Below are 18,562 nucleotides of genomic sequence, written 5' to 3'. Positions count from 1 at the left end.
TTTAAATTATGCAGAGCATTTTGAAACTTTGGTGTCTGTGAATGCTAACAGTACAATGACAGATTGAATGAGGTGTGGAAAATGAAGCAAAAAATTGTCGTGATCGGAGGGGGAATCGGAGAGCTGGCAACTGCTGCATTGCCAGCAATGAATCAGATCGATGTGGCAGTGCTCGAAGCCTGTAATGATTTGGGCAAATGTGCAGGAAAATTCCAGCGACGTGAACCATACCATTCAGAGCTAAGGCCGCATATCCGGAATAAGGATTAGCGTCCTTTTTGCGTAAAAGGGCCATATTTGTTGAATAAGAGAAGGGATTAATCGTAAGTAAATCGAAGTAATTCAGAAGATGTTATTTAGTTGAGTTTGAGTATCAAGATATACTGCTCAAATTAAGGGAGGAAATCGATTATGAGTGATACACAGACATTACGAGGACTCACCACAGTTAGTTTTTGGACGGATGATCTAGCAGCGGCAAAGAAGTGGTACACCGAGCTATTGGGCATCGAACCATACTTCGAACGTCCAGGATATGCCGAGTTTCGCATCGGCGACTACCAGCACGAGCTGGGCCTGATCGATAGCAGTTACGCGCCCGATGGATCAGCGACCGGCCCGGCCGGTGCTGTAGTGTACTGGCACGTCGACGATGTAACAGCAACTTTCAAGAAGCTGCTGTCTATGGGAGCGAAAGAGTACGAGGCACCCACAGAGCGCGGCGAGGGGTTCATCACTGCTTCCGTGGTCGATCCTTTTGGGAACATCCTAGGCATTATGTACAATCAGCACTATTTGGAGGTTCTGGGTTCGACCAGAAAAGTGTGACCCTAGCCGTCGGCATTCAAAGTTAACTGAGTCTTGGAAAGCAGCACTGTGGGGTGTAGCAATTATCTGTGCAGCGGCTGTCTCAATTAATATTATGCTTATCCTAACTGTTCGGTATTCAACTACTATTAATCGACAAAGTTGCAACACAAACGAAATTCAACACTAAGAGCTTACTAGATGGTTCAAACGCATCATTAGATTTCCAAGTTGGAGCTAATGCTGGTGAGACAATCACTCTGAACTTGACTGATAATAGAGCAGTTACTTTAGGAGTAGATATGAGCGCAACAGACCTTGCAGTATTAGACGGAGATAGCGCTACTGCACAAGCTAATTTAACTAAAATTCAAAATGCTATTAACACTGTTTCTGAAGACCGCTCTAACTTAGGAGCTGTTCAAAACCGTTTAGAGCATACTATCAACAACCTTGGAACAACATCTGAAAACTTAACTGCTGCTGAATCTCGTATCAGAGATACTGACATGGCTAAGACTATGATGGAGCAAACGAAGAACTCTATCCTTGCTCAAGCTTCTCAAGCTATGCTAGCTCAAGCAAACCAGGCTCCGCAGGGCGTTCTTCAATTACTACGTTAATAAATGAAAGAGCAGCTAAATGGCTGCTCTTTTTTTAATATTATTTTTTTCTGGTTGTTATAAAACTATGTATAGTGCCATCAGCTTCTCCATATTTTTCGGTCATGTAGGCGGCCACTTCATTTAGTTTATTCATGCTTTTATCATTCAAGAGTTCCTTTAATCCTTCGTTAAACATTTGTAGTTCTTCATTGGTCAATGAGTGACCATTCCAAGAAAAATCATTAATCTGGTCCAATAAGATCCTCCTTTAACCTTGTTAGATCTTATCTTATCGTATTATGACTTTTCTGTAGAATGGCATCAATATTTCATATATTTATAAAATTATATGTTTTTAATGTTTTAATACTACAATAGTTGCAGCTGGACTTACATTTCCTGCGCCGTCTTTAGCTGTAATCGTTAATTTCGCACCTGCTTTTTGAACAGGTATAGTAACAGAAAAAGAACCACTAGATGGTGTCTTTCCCGTTCCTAGCACTGTATTTCCGTTTTTAACCGTAATTGTAGAGTTAAACTCTGCCTTGCCGGTTACAACTTTATCATTATTATCTACCTTGTTAACAGATGGTTTACTAGGTGCAATAACATCTCCAACTGTTACTGATGCACCTGAGCTTACATTCCCTGCGCCATCTTTAGCTGTGATGGTTAATTTTGCACCTGCTCCTTGAACAGGTATAGTAACGGAAAAAGAACCGTTAGATGGTGTCTTAGCTGATCCAAGTACTGTATTGCCTCTTTTAACTGTAACTGTAGAGTTAGCCTCTGCCTTGCCTGTTACAACTTTGTCATTATTATCAACTTTGTTAACAGTTGGCTTACTTGGAGCAACAACATCTACAACAGTTACTGACACACTTGCACTCACATTTCCTGCCTTATCTTTAGCTGTGATTGTCAATTTTGTGCCGGCTTTTTGAACAGCAATATTAACTGAAAAATTCCCATTAGATGCAGCTTTAGCAGAACCTACTACTGTATTTCCATTTTTAACTGTAATCGTTGCACCAGATTCACCCTTGCCGGTAACAACTTTGTCATTATTGTCTACCTTGTTAACAGTAGGCTTGTTTGGAACCACATTGTCAACGAATGCAGTTGCGAGTGCATATAAATCTTCTTCTGTATTGTCATCATAGTAATCGTTATCATTGTCGAAAACGCCTACGTAGTATGTGCCACCCTTAGCCTGGTATGCCTGGTACTCAACTCCATCTTCATATTCAGAACCTAAATATACTAATTTATCATTCTCAACAAAATCTTTTTGCACAGCAGCAAAAGCTAGATCAATAGCATAGGAGTTAGTAGCCCCAGCCACTAATAACATGCCATTTTGCGGTACTACGACTTTGTGAAAATCTACATCATACAAAGGAAGCAATTGTCCTATAGTTGGTTTTTCATACGATGAAGCATTTGCAGTATTAAAAGTATCATTGTATTCTTTTTCAAGTACATACTCTTCATCGCTGGCAGCGGCGCTACTCATAACTCCCATTTTATTTAAACTTTTTGTTAAATAGGACTGAGAGCCTTTTGTTTCTTTTTCAAGTTGATTAAACGTGTGAGAATCAATGATGCCTTTTTTAAGTGGTTTTTCAACTTGACGTTCAATACTCTTCTTTGACAGTTCATACTCGTTTCCTTCAGCCTTTACAGCACCTACAGACAATGATGAAGCTAATAGACCTACAGCCACTAATGAAATAATACCTTTTTTGCGCACAATTTACCTCTCCCTTATTCGTTATTAAGAACATTCTAATAGTACAATAAAACGCTTAATATTACCATCTAATAATTCTAATTACCTACGAAATAGTTTTTCTTCATGTTTCTTAGCATTTCAGATAGCAATAAAAAACAGGAGACCTTTAAGTTAAGATCGCCTGTTACACGGCAATAGCCTTACCTGCTCATTACTAAGGAACCAACTAAATCTTCAACTCAAGAATCACATACTTAACTTCGATATCTAAATTTCTACGTAATTCAGCTGGGATTACAATTCTCCTTAACTTTTCAATTTTTCTAAACATTCCGGTTGATTTCATTGTTGTCTCCTAGAATTTACTTTTATCTAGATACATTCAACTGCATATTTTATCAGTTTATTTTGCAGTCTTTTTATCAGTCTTCTGCCAATCAAACTCAGCATTTTTACTTATTAAAAAAGCCAGGCATAAGCCTGACTTTTTAATGTCCTCTTCTCGCAAAATCAACAAATCTAAATTTATCAAGTCTGTGGCGTGATTCTGTGTACTGAAACAGACTTGTATCTTCCAGATAAACGTGATTTTTCACAACGACAATATGCTGGAAATTTTTTAAATCCAAGTACTGATAATCTTCCTCTGTGCACTCTTCTACAACAATTTCTTTTTTTGCAAAGCTGATCTTTAATTTCAATTCTTCTTCAATATAGCGATAGATCGAGTCCTCGCATATTTCCTTTGTTAAAAAAGGAATGTACCTGCGATTGAGATAATCCTTATCAAGGATGATGTTCTCGCCGTCAATTTTTCTTGAGCGTACAACCTCCCAGACTTCGTCACGTGCACCGAGGTTCAGCTGCTGCATGATAAAATTGCCTGGCTTGATCAGGCCGAATTTTTCAACTGCTGTTTGAGAAGTTCTTCCTAAGTTCTTCGAAAGCTCCTTGAAACTGACGAGTCCTGAAACAGGGAAGCTCATTTTCGTTACATCGAGAACAATTGATCCTTTACCTTTAACTTTTTGAATGTATCCATTTTGGGCAAGAAGATTAAGGGCCTTGCGAATCGTTTCCCTTGAAGTCTCATATTGTACGGCGAGCTCGTTTTCAGAAGGCAACGTTTCATTCACTTTAACAAGTCCTTGTTTAATCCTGTCTGATAACTCCTGAAATATTGCTAAATATTTATTGTTTGTTTTCATATTTAACCACCACTATTAGTTTACCATTACTTCTTAAGATGATAAACGATGGACTCAAACGGGCGCAATGTAACTTCTTTTAATGTCTGCGCAGAATCAGGATAGTTGGAGATAAGAATTTCACTGTTATATCCTTCTGCATCAATATGATCCGGCAAAGTAAATACTGTTTCCTTTTCATAGAAGTTGTTGATGACCAGCAGCTTCTCTCCATTACCGTTTCGCACATAAGCAAACAGCTGGCTGTGATCTTTAAGAATCAGTTCATAATCTCCGTAAGTGATTAAATCAATGTCTTTTCTAAGCTGAATCAATTTTTGATAGTGATAAAAAACAGAATTTTCATCCTGAAGAGCATTCTCGGCATTGATTTCCGGATAATTGCTTGCAGGTTTGATCCAAGGTGTTCCAGTTGTAAATCCGGCATGCTTGGAATCATTCCATTGAACAGGTGTACGTGAGTTATCTCTTGATTTGCTTTTTAAAATCTCAATAATCTCTTCTTCTGACTTCCCTGCATTTTTCAAAATTTCGAATGTATTCAGGCTTTCTACATCCCGATATTCATTGATGCTTTCGAATTTAGGATTAGTCATGCCAAACTCTTCCCCCTGATAAATATAAGGAGTTCCCTGCATCAGGTGTATCGTTGTCGCAAGCATTTTAGCGGACTCGATGCGGTATTCACCGTCATTTCCATATCTTGAAACAATCCGCGGCTGATCATGGTTGCACCAAAACAGTGCGTTCCAGCCCCCGCCTTTGTGCATTTCCACCTGCCATGTCGAAAGAATTTGCTTAAGTGCACCAAAATCAAAATCTGCCAGTGCCCATTTCTCTCCGTTCGGGTAATCCACTTTCAAATGATGAAAATTAAATGTCATACTAAGTTCTCTAGATTCCGGATTTGAATACTTAATACAGTTTTCGATCGTCGTAGAGGACATTTCCCCAACTGTCATGCTGTCATATTTCGAGAAAACTTCCTTGTTCATTTCTTTCATATATTCATGCACGCGCGGACCGTCTGTGTAAAACTTGCGGCCGTCGCCAGGAGCTGTGCTTCCGTCATCATCCGGAAAATCCTGATTTTTTGAAATGAGATTGATCACGTCAAGTCTAAAGCCGTCTACACCTTTTTCAAACCAGAACTGCATCATTTCATAAACTTTTCTGCGAACTTCTTCATTCTCCCAGTTCAAGTCAGCCTGAGTGACGTCAAACAGATGCAGATAGTATTCGCCTGTATTTTCATCCAGCTTCCACGCTGAACCGCCGAATTTTGAAATCCAGTTAGTCGGTTCAGATCCGTCTTCCTTTCCTTCTTTCCAAATATAGAAATCACGGTAAGGATTCTCTTTTGATGATTTTGCTTCCTTAAACCATGCGTGCTCAGTAGAAGTATGATTTACAACGATATCCATGATGATTTTAATCCCGCGATCGTGAGCCTCTTGTAAAAGAGATTCAAAATCCTCCATCGTTCCATATTCTTCGTGAATGGAATAGTAGTCGCTGATGTCATAACCGTTGTCTTTTTGAGGAGATTCATAAATTGGCGTCAGCCATACAACATCAACGCCGAGCTTTTTTAAGTAATCTAATTTTTCTATGATGCCCTGAATGTCGCCTACTCCGTTCCCATTCGTATCATTAAAGCTTTTCGGATAAATTTGATAAACCGCTGATTTTTTCCACCAAGGCTGTTTCATTTTCACATGCACCACCATCTTTTAGATTTAAACGGCAAAAAGGACAATAGCTTGTCCTTTTTGTTTATTATTTTTTCTTCCACTTGAACTTGGCAAATACATAAGTCAGTACGAATGGCACAACGATTGCGATGGCCATTCCGATAAAGAATGCGGTCCAGTATTCAGATTGAATGGATAAGAATCCAGGGATTCCCCCAACACCAATTGAGAATGCTTTTACATGATTGATTGTAATAAAGAGGCCTGCGATTGCAGAACCGATCATGGCAGCGATGAATGGATAGCGATATCTAAGATTCACACCAAACATAGCAGGCTCTGTAATACCAAGGTAAGCCGAGATTCCTGAAGTCAAAGCCAGACCTTTTTGTTTATCATCTTTCACAATTCGCATCATGGCAAATGCTGCTGAACCCTGTGCGATGTTCGATAATGCAAGCATCGGCCATAAGAATGTGCCTCCAGCACTTGCTACAAGCTGCAGGTCAACTGCAAGGAAAGTATGATGCATGCCTGTTACAACAAGCAGTGAGTATAAACCTCCATAGAGCAAACCGCCAAGAGCTTCAAAGTTATCAAAAATGGCAATAACACCGTCTGTAATAAAGTTTCCTGCTGCAAACGTAATTGGTCCAATTAAGATGAAAGCAGCAAAGCCAGTCACTAATAAGGTAATTGGGGCAACCACTAATAGCTTAATTGAATCAGGTACCCTTTTATTTAAAAAGACTTCAATTTTAGCGAGTAAATAAGAGGCAAACAGAACAGGAAGAACTTGCCCTTGATAGCCGATCTTTTCAATCTCAAGGCCGAATAAGTTCCACACCGGAACCTCCCCTTTAGCCTGAGCTTCACCATATGCCCAAGCATTCAGAAGATCCGGATGCACGAGGATTAAACCAAGAACAATCCCAAGAAGCGGACTTCCTCCAAAGCGTTTCACAGCCGACCAGCCGATTAGAGCTGGGAGGAATGTAAAAGCTGTATTCGCAATCAAGTTGATAATGCCTGATAAATCTGCCCATTGCGGATAAACTTCAATCAGTGACTTATCATCAAAGAAAATCCCCGACCCGCTCAGAATATTATTTATTCCCATTAACAAACCAGCCGTTACGATAGCCGGCAAAATCGGAATAAAAATATCAGCCAGCATTTTAACGGCTTTTTGAAGAGGATTCAAATTGCTTGAAGCTGCATCTTTTACATCTTCTTTTGAAGACTCGCCCATTCCCGTTTGATCTGCCATTTCCTTGTAAACTTTATCAACAAGACCTTGTCCAATCACTACCTGGAATTGGCCATTTGTTGAAAAAGAGCCTTTAACCATATCAATCTGTTCCAGTTTTTCTTTATCCACTTTGCTTTCATCTTTCAAAGCAAATCGTAAACGAGTGACACAGTGTGTAGCTGCTGCAATGTTGTCCTTTCCGCCGACAGCATCGACGATATCGCGGACTTCCTGTTTGTTCACACTCATCTATTTCAACCTCCCGTAATCGTTTTCATCAATAACCTAGTATCGCCTAAAAGAGTTAGCAATCTATATTCTCTCACATTCCTGTATATACAAGTTACATCCATATTGTATTCCTGTATATACATGTTGTCAACAAAAAAGAGTAATCGTTTTCATTTTTCTGACTGCTTATCCTGTTATACGCTATTACCAAGTCCTTCCGTTTTTGTCATTCGTAAATCTTGTGTTCACACTTCATTTATCCATACCCTCTAACTCCTGCAAAAAAGCACTCTATTTAATATTTTTTGAGGCTGCAGTGCATGATTGATTTAAAATAGGCTTGCCCTTTTTCTGACCGCTAATAGAAGATTTATGACTGCCCAAACCCATTTTCCTCAAACAAAAAAACACTCCCTATTTATAATGGGTTCCGATTAGGGAGAAAAAACAGCAAATAGCACTAGAAATAGCAGGCTAATTCGCATATGAATTAGACCTGCTTTTTTTTCTTGTTATATCAACGTTTCGAGGTAATTTTAATCGTTTTTAACCACTTAATTAGCATAGGAATTAGCAAGAGGACAAGCCATTGGCCAGTGGGTTTTTAGTATGCTGATTAGGGTAATAATTTGCTTGCCAATGCAGCTTATTTCGCATAAGAAAATAGCCATCTGAACCTCTTTCTTATGTGAAAATGGTTATTCAGCAATCGGGCAAAGGTTAAATGAGGATATGAAAAAAAACTCCAGTAAAGCAAGGTTTATTATAAAAGCTTTTTAACAACTTAACCTTTTTCTTTGCTCCTCCTAAATTATAGGAGGGGGTTTTTTGTCTCTAAGATAAGGGGATCTTATCAGACTCAAGTCTTGCTTCATGAAAGATAATTTGAGAACGGAATATTTGTTTAAGATGAAAATATTACGACTTAAAACACATATTGTGTTATAGAGTTGACATGAAATTATATTCTACATATACTGTTAATTACATATTACTGTTAATGACAGTATGATGTTAACAACAGTATGATCTTAATAGCGGTAAATGTTTTTTAAATACAGTATCAAATCTAAGGAGGTTCAATGTTATGAAACATACAGGGAGACATACAGGTGCATTTCTTTTATTATTTTTAACTGAAGGAGATTGTTATGGAGGGAAACTTCTACAAAAATGTGAGGAAGAGCTACCGGTCAATCCGATTGATAGTGCAATTATATATCGCACACTAAAAAAATTAGAAACAGAAGGTGCTGTAGAGTCTTATTTGGATACAACCGATCGAGATAAACCGATAAGGATGTACAAGATTACTGTAGCTGGAAAACGAAAATTAGAAGAGTTTCAAATAGATATTGAGGTAAAAATGAAAAATTTATCATTTTTCATAAAAAAATATAAAGAATTGAAAAAGAAGCCTAATCATGATTAATGGGGCTATTCTTTACGCTATAGCTATCATTCTTACTATAATTTCTTTTTCAAAAAATAAAAATAAAACGAAAGATGCTCTATTAAAGTCATGGAAAATGTTTAGCAATATTATGCCTGACGTGTTAGCAATTATGCTTTTTGTAGGATTATCACTTTCAATATTAACGCCATCTTTAATTTCTTCAATAATTGGAGAGAAATCCGGATTTATTGGTATTGTTTACTCTACAATAATAGGTTCTGTTTCACTAATACCAAGCTTTGTTGTATTCCCACTTGGAGCTACATTAGTCCAAAATGGTGCAGGTCTCCCTCAAGTAGCTGCATTAATGTCGTCATTTATGTCTGTTGGAATCGTAACATTACCTATGGAACAAAAAATATTTGGGCGAAGCTTCGCTTATGCTCGTAATGTTGCTGCAGTATTAATGTCTGTCATATTTGCTTTTATTATTTGGGTGGTGATGAGATGAAAATTTTAAGAAAATATTGTTTCTTTTTCATTTTATTAATTGGGCTCATTATACTTACTTTTATAAACCATTCGATAGGATGGAAGGCAACTCAATTAACTGGAAAAAGCATTTTAGATATGCTTTTTCTGCTCCCCCCTGTCTTAATATTTGTAGGTTTACTTGACAAATGGGTAGAGAAAGAAACATTAATTAGATATATGGGGAAAAACTCTGGCTTCTATGGCATTTTTTTCGCTCTATTTTTAGGAGTAATTGCTGCTGGTCCATTATATGTTGCTTTTCCCATAGCGGTAATTTTTCTAAAAAAAGGAGCAAGTTTACGGTATGTTGTATTCTTTATAGGGGTTTGGTCAACTGCAAAATTACCAGTTGTTGTATATGAATTGGCTTCATTTGGAGTTAAGTTTACACTTATTCATATTTGTTTTGGTCTAATGTTCTCCTATTTCTTGGGTGTTATTTTTGAGAAAATTTATGCCCCTCAACAATTGATGAATTATGATATAACAGAAGACGTATAAAAATTAGATTATTAAGCAGTGATCAAGTAAAGTAGGATTAAAAGTAAAGAACTGAACCGAAACAAACAAAAATATTCCACAATCGGGGGCTTTAATGGAGTAACTTTTAAAAAATGTTATAAACTCAGTTCGAATAAGGACTGAGTTTTCTTGCGTGCAAAAAAACACCGCTAAAAGCAGTGCGATTTAATTTGCGAATCTTGGTGTTATTTCTAGTGCTAAATAGGGTGTGATTTTGAGATTTCCCTCCCAAAACGGAACCCCTTACCCTATTTATCGTGGTTTTAAATCAGTCTCCTTTCACAAATCGAATTTCAATTGTTCATGATCAGAGGACTTTGAAGGACGTTCTGATATACCCGGCTTCCTTGCAGCCTGATTCGCTTTTTTAATATCTACTATTGGCGCCTGATAATCCAAGCGAAAAAAACCGGGATAATGCCAAGGCTCATGGATATGTTTAGCAGGAACATTCGAAAGACCTGGTAAGTATCTCTTAATAAAAACCCCGTCTGGATCTTCTTTTTTTCCTATTTTCACTGGATCCTGCACTTTCTCCGGCATCTTTTGAATCTGGTGAACATGAATGATGGGCTCATAGTCCAGAAAAAGGGAAGCTAGCGCATCCGAACACTTTTGCACGTTCAGGGAAAGCGTATTGGCAGCAAAAGACGCGAGCATACCTCGATATTTTGAGGGGATCCACCCGGTTTTATGAAGACAAGTCATTGATGCATCTATCATGGGAATCCCAGTTTGCCCTTTAAACCATCTCAAAAACAAATCATCCCCTGCCCCTTTTTCATCCGGCAAAGGCTGCAATTCAAGGAGATTTTCCTGCTCCATCAGCTTCCACCTTTCCTTAAGCTGCTCCTGAAAAGATGTTAATTGTTTCACAAGAAACAAATTATCACAATTTTCTATCTTTATCGACGTTTTCTGGACAACTGCACGAAACGAAATATTTCCCCATGCCAAATATGGCGAAAGCCTGCTTGATGAAACAGTTGATTGAAGAAGGTTAGAACCATGCTCTTCGTATAAGTGAAATCGTTCCTCCAAAAAGGTTTCAAGCGTTTCAAGCGCCTGCTGTTCACCGCCCTGCTGGCCAAATCTGATTGGTTCCCCACTGACAGGAAAAGATTTAAGTTTTTCCGACCCAATGAAAAAGCTTTCTGGAATGGTTTTTGGTACTTCGACATGCTCAGGGCGGCTAAAAGGCTCACTTCGACAAAAAACGTTCCATCTTTCCTGAAGTTTTCTTCCGCTGTTTTTTTCATTAATGGGATACTCCAAAAACCTGAGACCTCTATCATTCATCCATTCTCTCACTCTTGCATTCCTGTCATGTACACGTGGCCCTGCCTTTTCTTCATGAGCATACAAAGTGAATGGGCCATATGTTTTAAAGAGTGCAGAAAGCGCCTCTTCCATCTCCCCCATATAGGTGAATAATCTGCCGCCCCTATCTTCCAAAGCACCCTGCAGTTCCTCTAAGCTTTCCCGGACAAACTGAAAGTGCCTTGCAGAATAGTCTTCTCCAGACCATAAAGATGGTTCGGCTGCATACAGCGGGAGAACTTCCCCATATAGAGCTGCGTCAGCAAGCGGCTTATGATCAGCTATTCGTAAATCACGTTTAAACCAGACAACGTTCATGAGAATCACTCCATCATCGATGTCTATTAGGACCATTTCGAATAAATCTTATCTTTATAAAAAGCAGAGGCTCTTGAACTGAAGGTATTTCTTTTCTTTAGAACCTTATCAAGCTGAAATGCTTTCTCGTTCAGCTGCACCTGCAGCTTTTCTTTCTCCATTTCATCCGGACATTGGGCAATCAGCTGCTCTAACGTATGAATCACTTTTTTCAGCTCGATGTCTTCATCCATCATGTTCGCATTTTTCATCATTTTATAGGACATTCGGAGTTCAGGCGGAATATGGGACAAATCTTCAAGCTCAAGAGGCTTTCCCATACCGGGAAGCTGTTTAAACTCGCCATCTTTTATCGCCTGTTTAATTTTATCTTCTGAAAGAATCGTGAAAAAATCCATTTTTCTCCCTCCATTAAAAATCCTTCTCTTACTTAGGTTATACAATCAGCTGCGTTATTCCTTCTTAAAATATAGATGTTTCATGATAAAGAATCAAACAAACGTTCTACATCCAGGCAGTTTAGCATATAGTTTAGAATCACACGAAAAACGGAGGCATCCAAATGAGCGATTCAAAAACCTTTCAAATTCCTGAGGAAATGGTTGCACGATATGCTTCATTGAATGAAAAGGCGAAAGGGATTGAAGAGGAACTTGCAGAGATGAAAAAAATCTTCAATTCCTTTTTTGATCATGCGCACGGAAAGCTCTGCAAAGGGGAAGAGAGAATCGGTGATTATAAGATTCAGAGGCAGATCCGGCATTCAGAACAATATCATCCTGAGAAAACAGTAAAGGTTTTAGAAGACTTAAATTTAACTGATTGTATTATTTCAGTAAAACAGCCTGACAAGCAAAAAATTGATGCCGCCCTTACACTTGGAATGATTTCCGAAGAGGAATTAAAAGACTGTCTAATTAGAAAAAGCTCTCAGGCTATTGTCGTTAAGCCAATTAAATAAGGACATAAGATAAAAGAATATCAACCATTCTTTAATAAAAAATCCGCTTCCAGATAGAAAGGAAGCGGATTTTTTATTTAAACATACTGCCGCAAATTTGATAGCAGGATTTAAAAACCGGCGGATCGAATTCAACCAAATATGGACCTTCGCCTTTCTTCGCAAGCATTTGCTGAACCGTGCCCGCTCCGGATGCTTCTGTAAAAATGAGCTGAAAGGATGGAAGCTTGATGGCATAGCTTCTTGCCCGCCACTCATCATTCACCGTTTCCTCTCCCCTTGGCAAATCAAAGTATTTTCTCCATTTGGTAACGGCGGAATTTAAATCTTTTACGATATAATGGACGGCTGAAATAGATACGTCCAGGTTTTGAGCGCCCAAAGCACCGTTCTTATGCAAGTCTTGCTTCCGTTCATCATCTGTCTGGTTCCATTGGATAAAAAAAGGCAGCGGACAGCCTTCATCGCTTTGTTGAATAAAGAGCATTTTCCATTCTAATAAGCTGCCATCCTCTCTTTTTCTGCTGGCATCAATGACTTCTCCTGTCTCAAGCCCCTTTACTTCAAGCTGCTGTTTCACTTCTTCAATCCGGTCAGTCCGGATTGCAAGCTGCCCCAAGCCTTCAGCACGCTGCTTTAACAGCCTGAGAATAAGCGGATTATTTGCCGCATTTGCTTTCTTGCGGTCTTCAACAGCAAGAAACTCCAAGTAGGCCAGATCGCTGAAATAACATAGGCTGTTGTGAGACCCCCAGTTTTCATGACGTCCGCCCATAACAGCATGTAAATCCTGTTTTATGAACATATTTGCGGCTTCAAGTGGATGCCTGTCAACAAAATGAACGATGTGATCAAGTTTGAATTCCATAGATTCACTCCTTTCTTCAAGCTGGTGATTCTCTCTATTATTCTATAAATATATCCAAAACGGTCTGTCATTAAAACCTATCATCTCTTAAAGGGATTCACAAGCATGAATACGTTGCTCTTCTATTCAGCTGAGGGGTATCATAGAGAAGGTGGATTTTGAAAAAGCGAGGATAGCAGCATGAGACTTAGGGATTGGGACCGAAATTTAAAAATACGCTTATTTGGCGAAGCATTGATGAATATTACATATTGGATGTTTTTCCCCTTTTTGACAATTTATTTTGCTGAGGAATTCGGGAAGGAGCAGGCGGGATTTCTGCTTGTGTTTTCGCAGATTTTTTCTGTTATGGCGAACTTAATGGGAGGCTACTGCGCGGACCGGTTCGGAAGGAAGAAAATGATGGTGCTGTCTGCTGTTGGTCAGGGACTGTCATTTCTTACGTTTGCTCTTTCCGTTTCCCCATGGTTTGAAGCTCCGCTTCTTGGTTTTTTCTGCTTTGCGCTTGCAGGAGTTTTCGGATCATTTTATTGGCCGGCAAGTCAGGCCATGATTGCAGATGTCGTAGAAGAAAAAGACCGAAGCAATGTGTTTGCCGTCTTCTACACGTCCATTAACCTGGCCGTCGTCATTGGTCCGATTTTGGGTGCTATTTTCTATGTGAATTATTTCTTTGAATTATTGGTGTTTGCAGGGTTCGTTTGTTTCTTGCTTGCAGGATTGCTTTTTCTATGGACGCGCGAAACTGCCCCTTTTGCCGGCAGCAAGCTTGGCAGCGGCTCCAAGTGGTATGAATTTCTTCTTCATCAGATTCGGGATTACAAGATTATTTTTAAGGATAAAGCATTCCTTCTTTATATTGGTGCAGGCGTGCTTGCAGCTCAAACCTTTATGCAGCTTGATATGCTGATTCCTGTGTATACAAAAGAAACCGTTCAGAATGAGCAGCTGTTCTCAATTGGAGATTGGTCCGTCACTCTCGGGGGTGAGCAGGCTTTCGGGTTTCTGCTTTCAGAAAATGGCTTGCTTGTAGCCATCCTGACAATTTCCGTAACTAAGTGGATGACGGCCTATAAAGAAAGGAACGTTTTTATTCTTTCCTCTATTTTATACGGAGTGTCGATCTTCCTCTTTGGACAGTTCAGCTTTATCTGGGGACTTATTTTTGCTATGGCGCTCTTTACATTTGCTGAACTGATGACGGCAGGTTTGCAGCAAAGCTTCGTCTCAAAGCTTGCTCCTGAACACATGCGAGGACAATATTTTGCCGCAGCCAGTCTTCGATATACCGTAGGGCGGACGATTGCCCCGCTTTCCATCCCGATGACGGTCTGGTTTGGTTTTCAATGGACGTTTGCCATTTTCGGGATCCTTGCATGCGTAAGTGCGCTGCTCTACTGGTTGATGTTTTCGGTTTATGATAAAAGAAGTACAGCTGGCACACGGTCATAAGTCCGTGTGCTTTTTACTGTTCTCTAAAGCCTTTTTTCAAAAGAGGATCTCAAGCTTTCTGACAATGCTTTTACTTCAAGGATTCTCATTTTAAGCAACCGGGAAACGGAAGTGCTTCAGCATCTTGCAAATGGATATTGTATGAAAGAAATGGCTTCATACATGAAGATCAGCGAATTTACCGTCAGGGATTACATAAGTGCCGTCATTCGAAAATTAGGGGTGAACCATCGCGCAGAGGCTGTGGCTGCCAGATTAAGAAAAGGAATGATACATTAAGCAGAAAAGCCCGCTGCATTTATTTGCATACGGGCTGATATTTTTATAGGGTCTTTTCTAAAAACTTCGTTGCTTTTCAAGTTGTTTTAAGTACGTTCAAATGTTATTTCAGAGTAAGTTTTGAGCGATTTTATTTAGAAAGGCAACACGAAACTTTACTGTTAGACGTGAATGAGTCTATTTATGAAAAACAACAATCTATGCGAACACAGCTTTTTATAAGAGTGGTCTTCTCATGCACTCATCCATTTCAAAGTCAAACTGCCGATAAAGCCCGTGAGCATCCTTTGTAGCTAATCCCATTTTAGTATGCAAAATGTCCGGATGTGCGATTATACATTCAACGAGCTTTTTTCCCAGGCCTTTTCCTCTGAATTCCTGATCAATGATTACGTCCATAATCCACGAGAAAACCGCCTGATCTGTAATGACTCTGGCAAAACCTATTTGCCTGCCATCTGGATCATACATTCCAAAGCACAAGGAGTGTTGGATGCTTTTTTCGATAATTTCTCTAGAGCGGCCTGCTGCCCAATACGCTTCGCTGAGCCAAGCTTCTATTTTTCCCATTTGAAGCAGCGTTTTGTCATCCGATACGATATATCCTTCATTCTCCCATTTCAACTGCATCATCTCCTTTGTATCACTTATATTTTGATTATAATAAGAAAACAACGGGAAAAGTCAGAAAAGGAGGCGATTTTACTATGAAAACATTACATATAATTGTAACTGGCAGGAAACTGACTCATCGAACACATTGAATGTGTTCTTTTTTAAGCAGTACTACTGTGATAGATGTTTACTTTCCATTTTGGTGCTTTTTCTTTCCATTTTCACCATTTTACTTGCCAATATCTGAAAAATACTTTCATAAATTAAACATTTACTTCCTTTTTTCCAGCGAACTCCTAATTCAGGCGTTACTTCTTCTCTCGAGTACAATTCAAATCAACAGGTGTCCGTGCATTATGCTCTTCTTCCATTTACCCGTTAGGAATCAACCGTAATTTTCTTTTGTTCAAACTAATCATTTTTTTCCTTATTTTTGAGCATATTAATGATGATTATATTTGAAAGCGAGATGGATAAAGGAATGCCTAAACAAGGTATGCAGAATAAGAATCAGACAAGAGATCAAATCGAGAAACAGGACCTAAGAAATGATGTTGAATCAGGAAACGAATATTCTATCGGCAATACAAGTTCACAGAGCCAAAAAAAAAGCGGACGTCAAGTAAATAAAAAATAGCTTTATTCTATTTTTAACGAAAACAAAAGAACGCACATTTTAGACAAATCAAATTGTGTGTTCTTTATTTAACCTTGATATTCAAAACCTTCTCAATTCGATTTATCATTTTTTAATGAAATGCCTCCGGTCCGTTTTCTCCCTTTGTTATTATCAAGGCTTTCAAGCAATAGCAATACATTTCTTTCTATAATTATTGCTGAATTCAATCTAAATAAAAGAACCTGAGTCCCGCAGAGACCTCAGGTTACTTGATAGCATTTTTTTTTACTGTCTGCTGCTTGACTCTATTTATATGTCCTACATTGATTTTTCAAAATGACAGTCTTTCAATGAAATTATTTTGGTCTTATGAAAAACCTTGTACCCTAACCATATCGCTAGAAACAATGGTAAACCAATGTAGGAGACTGCGACCCCGTACCAGTCAATACTGCCGTTTAAATACGCCTCGTAATTCTGTCCTGCAATGACAACTATGCAAAGGATAAATGAAAGAATCGGACCGAGCGGGAACCATTTTGCTTTGTATTTTAATTCGTTTAAGTCACCGCCCTGTGCTACGTACGCACGTCTAAAACGATAATGGCTAACGGCAATTCCAATCCAAGCAATGAATCCCGTTAATCCTGAAGCATTTAATAGCCATGTAAATACATGATCCCCAAAAACAGACGTTAAAAAAGCCAGCCCTCCAATTAATGTCGTGATTATCAAAGCATTCATCGGGATTCCCCTGTGGTTAACTTTTGCTAGAAACTTTGGAGCCTGATTATCTTTTGCCATCGACCATAACATCCTAGTTGATGCATAAAGCCCAGAGTTCCCTGCTGATAGTAAGGATGTTAAAACAACCGCATTCATGACAGAAGCCGCGAACGCAAGTCCTGCCCGTTCAAAAACGAGCGTGAAAGGGCTTACAGAAATGTTTTCTAAATCCCCGCTTAATAAACTTGGACTCGTATATGGAATTAACAAACCAAGTATTAAAATGGCTCCGATGTAAAACAATAAGATGCGCCAAAATACTTGGCGAATCGCATTTGGAACATTTTTTTCAGGATTCTCACTTTCTCCAGCAGCAATACCAACTAGTTCTGTACCTTGGAATGAAAATCCAGCGATAAGAAAGATACTGATGATCGATAAAAATCCTCCCTTGAAAGGAGCTTCACCCGTAGTAAAGTTTTTAAATCCAATCATTTCTCCGCCAAAAATCCCCAAGATTGTCAATAATCCAATAATGATAAAAACAATGATGGCCACGACTTTTATAAGGGCAAACCAATATTCTGATTCACCATAACTTCTAATGGATAGAGCGTTCAGAATAAAGATGAGTCCAAGGAACAATGCACTCCAAATAATGCTTGGCACTTCAGGCAGCCAGAATTTCATAATGATAGCTGCCGCAGCTATTTCCACTGCAAGGGTGACTGCCCAATTAAACCAATAATTCCAGCCAAGTGCAAAACCAAATGCGGGATCTACAAAGCGTGTAGCATAGGTAGAAAAGGATCCAGATACAGGCATATATGTCGCCATTTCCCCCAAGCTGGTCATAAGAAAATAAACCATAATTCCTATGCATGCATATGCAGTGAGAGATCCGCCAGGTCCTGCACTTTGGATGGTTGCACCACTTGCCAAAAATAAGCCAGTTCCGATAGAACCTCCAATTGCGATCATAGACATATGCCTTGCTTTCAATTTTCTTTTAACTGTCGGTTCTTGATTTTCAATGAGATTCATGTCCATTTGGTTCCCACCTACAATTCATTTGAATTTTAAATTTTCAGAAATAATAAAAGAGAATTGTCTTAACAGCAGATAGTAGAGTCCATATCCTATTCTAACTTAAGAACCTGATTCGTTCCACTGCCAAAACGGAAACTTTACTTTACTGGATTTTTAAGGAAACGGGGCTTAGACATCAAATCTCATAACTATATTTTTTTCTATCCGTCGGATGTAAATCAAAATCAAAAAGGGTTGATCTTCAATTTCTTTCAATGTCTCGTCCAATTGGTATGACATTCCTCACTCCCTACTTGAATTAATCGATTCTTGTTAATTTCAATAATCATTGTTCCAGCAGGCAACTCCTAATTTACGGTTTCGTTTGTCC

20 protein-coding genes and 1 pseudogene are annotated in these 18,562 nt (G+C 38.8%); 10 read left to right on the top strand and 11 right to left on the bottom strand.

Annotated elements, in window-relative coordinates; genetic code table 11:
* Nucleotides 1-81 precede the first annotated feature (81 nt).
* From LIT25_03065 to LIT25_03055, 3 genes and pseudogenes are all read left to right on the top strand, one after another.
* Nucleotides 82-270 carry an NAD(P)-binding protein gene (locus tag LIT25_03065; GenBank protein USK34393.1) on the top strand — a complete coding sequence of 63 codons (189 nt, stop codon included), beginning with the start codon at nucleotides 82-84 and terminating at the stop codon, nucleotides 268-270.
* 141 nt (nucleotides 271-411) lie between these two features.
* Nucleotides 412-828 (top strand): VOC family protein, encoded by a 417-nt coding sequence (locus tag LIT25_03060; protein USK34392.1) that lies wholly within the window; start codon nucleotides 412-414, stop codon nucleotides 826-828.
* Between the two features lie 131 nt (nucleotides 829-959).
* Nucleotides 960-1,430: pseudogene (locus tag LIT25_03055) on the top strand (flagellin).
* Between the two features lie 40 nt (nucleotides 1,431-1,470).
* Here the strand turns inward: LIT25_03055 and LIT25_03050 are convergent.
* The 5 genes from LIT25_03050 to treP all read right to left on the bottom strand — a co-directional run bounded on the left by LIT25_03050 (nucleotide 1,471) and on the right by treP (nucleotide 7,550).
* The gene (locus LIT25_03050; GenBank protein ID USK34391.1) at nucleotides 1,471-1,668 is read right to left on the bottom strand and encodes a hypothetical protein; all 198 of its coding nucleotides are present in this window, start codon (nucleotides 1,666-1,668) and stop codon (nucleotides 1,471-1,473) included.
* Nucleotides 1,669-1,767: 99 nt separating this feature from the next.
* Nucleotides 1,768-3,165: an Ig-like domain-containing protein gene (locus LIT25_03045; GenBank protein ID USK34390.1), complete on the bottom strand. Its 1,398-nt coding sequence runs from the start codon at nucleotides 3,163-3,165 to the stop codon at nucleotides 1,768-1,770.
* A 470-nt stretch (nucleotides 3,166-3,635) separates the two neighbouring features.
* On the bottom strand, nucleotides 3,636-4,355 hold the full coding sequence (gene treR, locus LIT25_03040) for a trehalose operon repressor (protein ID USK34389.1): 720 nt from the start codon (nucleotides 4,353-4,355) through the stop codon (nucleotides 3,636-3,638).
* 26 nt (nucleotides 4,356-4,381) lie between these two features.
* On the bottom strand, nucleotides 4,382-6,067 hold the full coding sequence (gene treC, locus LIT25_03035; protein USK34388.1) for an alpha,alpha-phosphotrehalase: 1,686 nt from the start codon (nucleotides 6,065-6,067) through the stop codon (nucleotides 4,382-4,384).
* 67 nt (nucleotides 6,068-6,134) lie between these two features.
* Nucleotides 6,135-7,550 (bottom strand): PTS system trehalose-specific EIIBC component, encoded by a 1,416-nt coding sequence (treP, locus tag LIT25_03030; protein ID USK34387.1) that lies wholly within the window; start codon nucleotides 7,548-7,550, stop codon nucleotides 6,135-6,137.
* A 1,069-nt stretch (nucleotides 7,551-8,619) separates the two neighbouring features.
* Between treP and LIT25_03025 the strand changes: the two genes are divergently transcribed.
* The 3 genes from LIT25_03025 to LIT25_03015 are packed head-to-tail and all read left to right on the top strand — an operon-like array spanning nucleotide 8,620 to nucleotide 9,963.
* The gene (locus LIT25_03025) at nucleotides 8,620-8,964 is read left to right on the top strand and encodes a PadR family transcriptional regulator (GenBank protein ID USK34386.1); all 345 of its coding nucleotides are present in this window, start codon (nucleotides 8,620-8,622) and stop codon (nucleotides 8,962-8,964) included.
* Nucleotides 8,957-9,439 carry a hypothetical protein gene (locus LIT25_03020; GenBank protein USK34385.1) on the top strand — a complete coding sequence of 161 codons (483 nt, stop codon included), beginning with the start codon at nucleotides 8,957-8,959 and terminating at the stop codon, nucleotides 9,437-9,439. Before LIT25_03025 ends, LIT25_03020 begins: the two co-directional genes overlap by 8 nt.
* The gene (locus LIT25_03015; GenBank protein USK34384.1) at nucleotides 9,436-9,963 is read left to right on the top strand and encodes a permease; all 528 of its coding nucleotides are present in this window, start codon (nucleotides 9,436-9,438) and stop codon (nucleotides 9,961-9,963) included. The genes LIT25_03020 and LIT25_03015 overlap by 4 nt, the downstream gene beginning before the upstream one ends.
* A gap of 300 nt (nucleotides 9,964-10,263) precedes the next feature.
* Here LIT25_03015 and LIT25_03010 read toward each other — a convergent pair whose 3' ends face one another.
* Together LIT25_03010 and LIT25_03005 are read right to left on the bottom strand one after the other, a co-directional pair.
* Nucleotides 10,264-11,622, bottom strand: coding sequence for a deoxyribodipyrimidine photo-lyase (locus LIT25_03010; GenBank protein USK34383.1), 1,359 nt, complete (start codon nucleotides 11,620-11,622; stop codon nucleotides 10,264-10,266).
* A 26-nt stretch (nucleotides 11,623-11,648) separates the two neighbouring features.
* Entirely contained in the window at nucleotides 11,649-12,020 is a 372-nt protein-coding gene (locus LIT25_03005; GenBank protein ID USK34382.1) for a DUF1992 domain-containing protein, read from the bottom strand.
* A gap of 164 nt (nucleotides 12,021-12,184) precedes the next feature.
* On the opposite strand from LIT25_03005, the gene LIT25_03000 reads away from it, so the two are divergent.
* A complete protein-coding gene (locus LIT25_03000; protein ID USK34381.1) occupies nucleotides 12,185-12,583 on the top strand; it encodes a hypothetical protein in 399 nt (132 codons plus the stop codon).
* A 73-nt stretch (nucleotides 12,584-12,656) separates the two neighbouring features.
* On the opposite strand, the gene LIT25_02995 is transcribed toward LIT25_03000, so the two are convergent.
* Nucleotides 12,657-13,451 (bottom strand): VOC family protein, encoded by a 795-nt coding sequence (locus LIT25_02995; protein USK34380.1) that lies wholly within the window; start codon nucleotides 13,449-13,451, stop codon nucleotides 12,657-12,659.
* 180 nt (nucleotides 13,452-13,631) lie between these two features.
* Here LIT25_02995 and LIT25_02990 point away from each other — a divergent pair, with 180 nt between their 5' ends.
* On the top strand, nucleotides 13,632-14,903 hold the full coding sequence (locus tag LIT25_02990; GenBank protein ID USK34379.1) for an MFS transporter: 1,272 nt from the start codon (nucleotides 13,632-13,634) through the stop codon (nucleotides 14,901-14,903).
* 23 nt (nucleotides 14,904-14,926) lie between these two features.
* Here LIT25_02990 and LIT25_02985 read toward each other — a convergent pair whose 3' ends face one another.
* Nucleotides 14,927-14,992, bottom strand: coding sequence for a hypothetical protein (locus LIT25_02985; protein USK36136.1), 66 nt, complete (start codon nucleotides 14,990-14,992; stop codon nucleotides 14,927-14,929).
* On the opposite strand from LIT25_02985, the gene LIT25_02980 reads away from it, so the two are divergent.
* On the top strand, nucleotides 14,991-15,182 hold the full coding sequence (locus tag LIT25_02980) for a LuxR C-terminal-related transcriptional regulator (GenBank protein ID USK36135.1): 192 nt from the start codon (nucleotides 14,991-14,993) through the stop codon (nucleotides 15,180-15,182). The genes LIT25_02985 and LIT25_02980 overlap by 2 nt on opposite strands.
* A gap of 216 nt (nucleotides 15,183-15,398) precedes the next feature.
* Here the strand turns inward: LIT25_02980 and LIT25_02975 are convergent, their stop codons facing one another.
* Nucleotides 15,399-15,815: a GNAT family N-acetyltransferase gene (locus tag LIT25_02975; GenBank protein ID USK34378.1), complete on the bottom strand. Its 417-nt coding sequence runs from the start codon at nucleotides 15,813-15,815 to the stop codon at nucleotides 15,399-15,401.
* A gap of 427 nt (nucleotides 15,816-16,242) precedes the next feature.
* Here LIT25_02975 and LIT25_02970 point away from each other — a divergent pair, with 427 nt between their 5' ends.
* Nucleotides 16,243-16,434, top strand: a complete 192-nt coding sequence (locus tag LIT25_02970; protein USK34377.1) for a hypothetical protein — start codon at nucleotides 16,243-16,245, stop codon at nucleotides 16,432-16,434.
* A 300-nt stretch (nucleotides 16,435-16,734) separates the two neighbouring features.
* On the opposite strand, the gene LIT25_02965 is transcribed toward LIT25_02970, so the two are convergent.
* Nucleotides 16,735-18,192: an amino acid permease gene (locus LIT25_02965; GenBank protein ID USK34376.1), complete on the bottom strand. Its 1,458-nt coding sequence runs from the start codon at nucleotides 18,190-18,192 to the stop codon at nucleotides 16,735-16,737.
* Between the last annotated feature and the right edge of the window lie 370 nt (nucleotides 18,193-18,562).

It is taken from the genome of Bacillus sp. F19, from assembly GCA_023823795.1.
Classification (GTDB): domain Bacteria; phylum Bacillota; class Bacilli; order Bacillales; family Bacillaceae; genus Bacillus_P.
The sequence above is the reverse complement of the archived record's forward strand: the minus strand, read 5'-3'. Positions and strand labels throughout refer to the sequence as shown.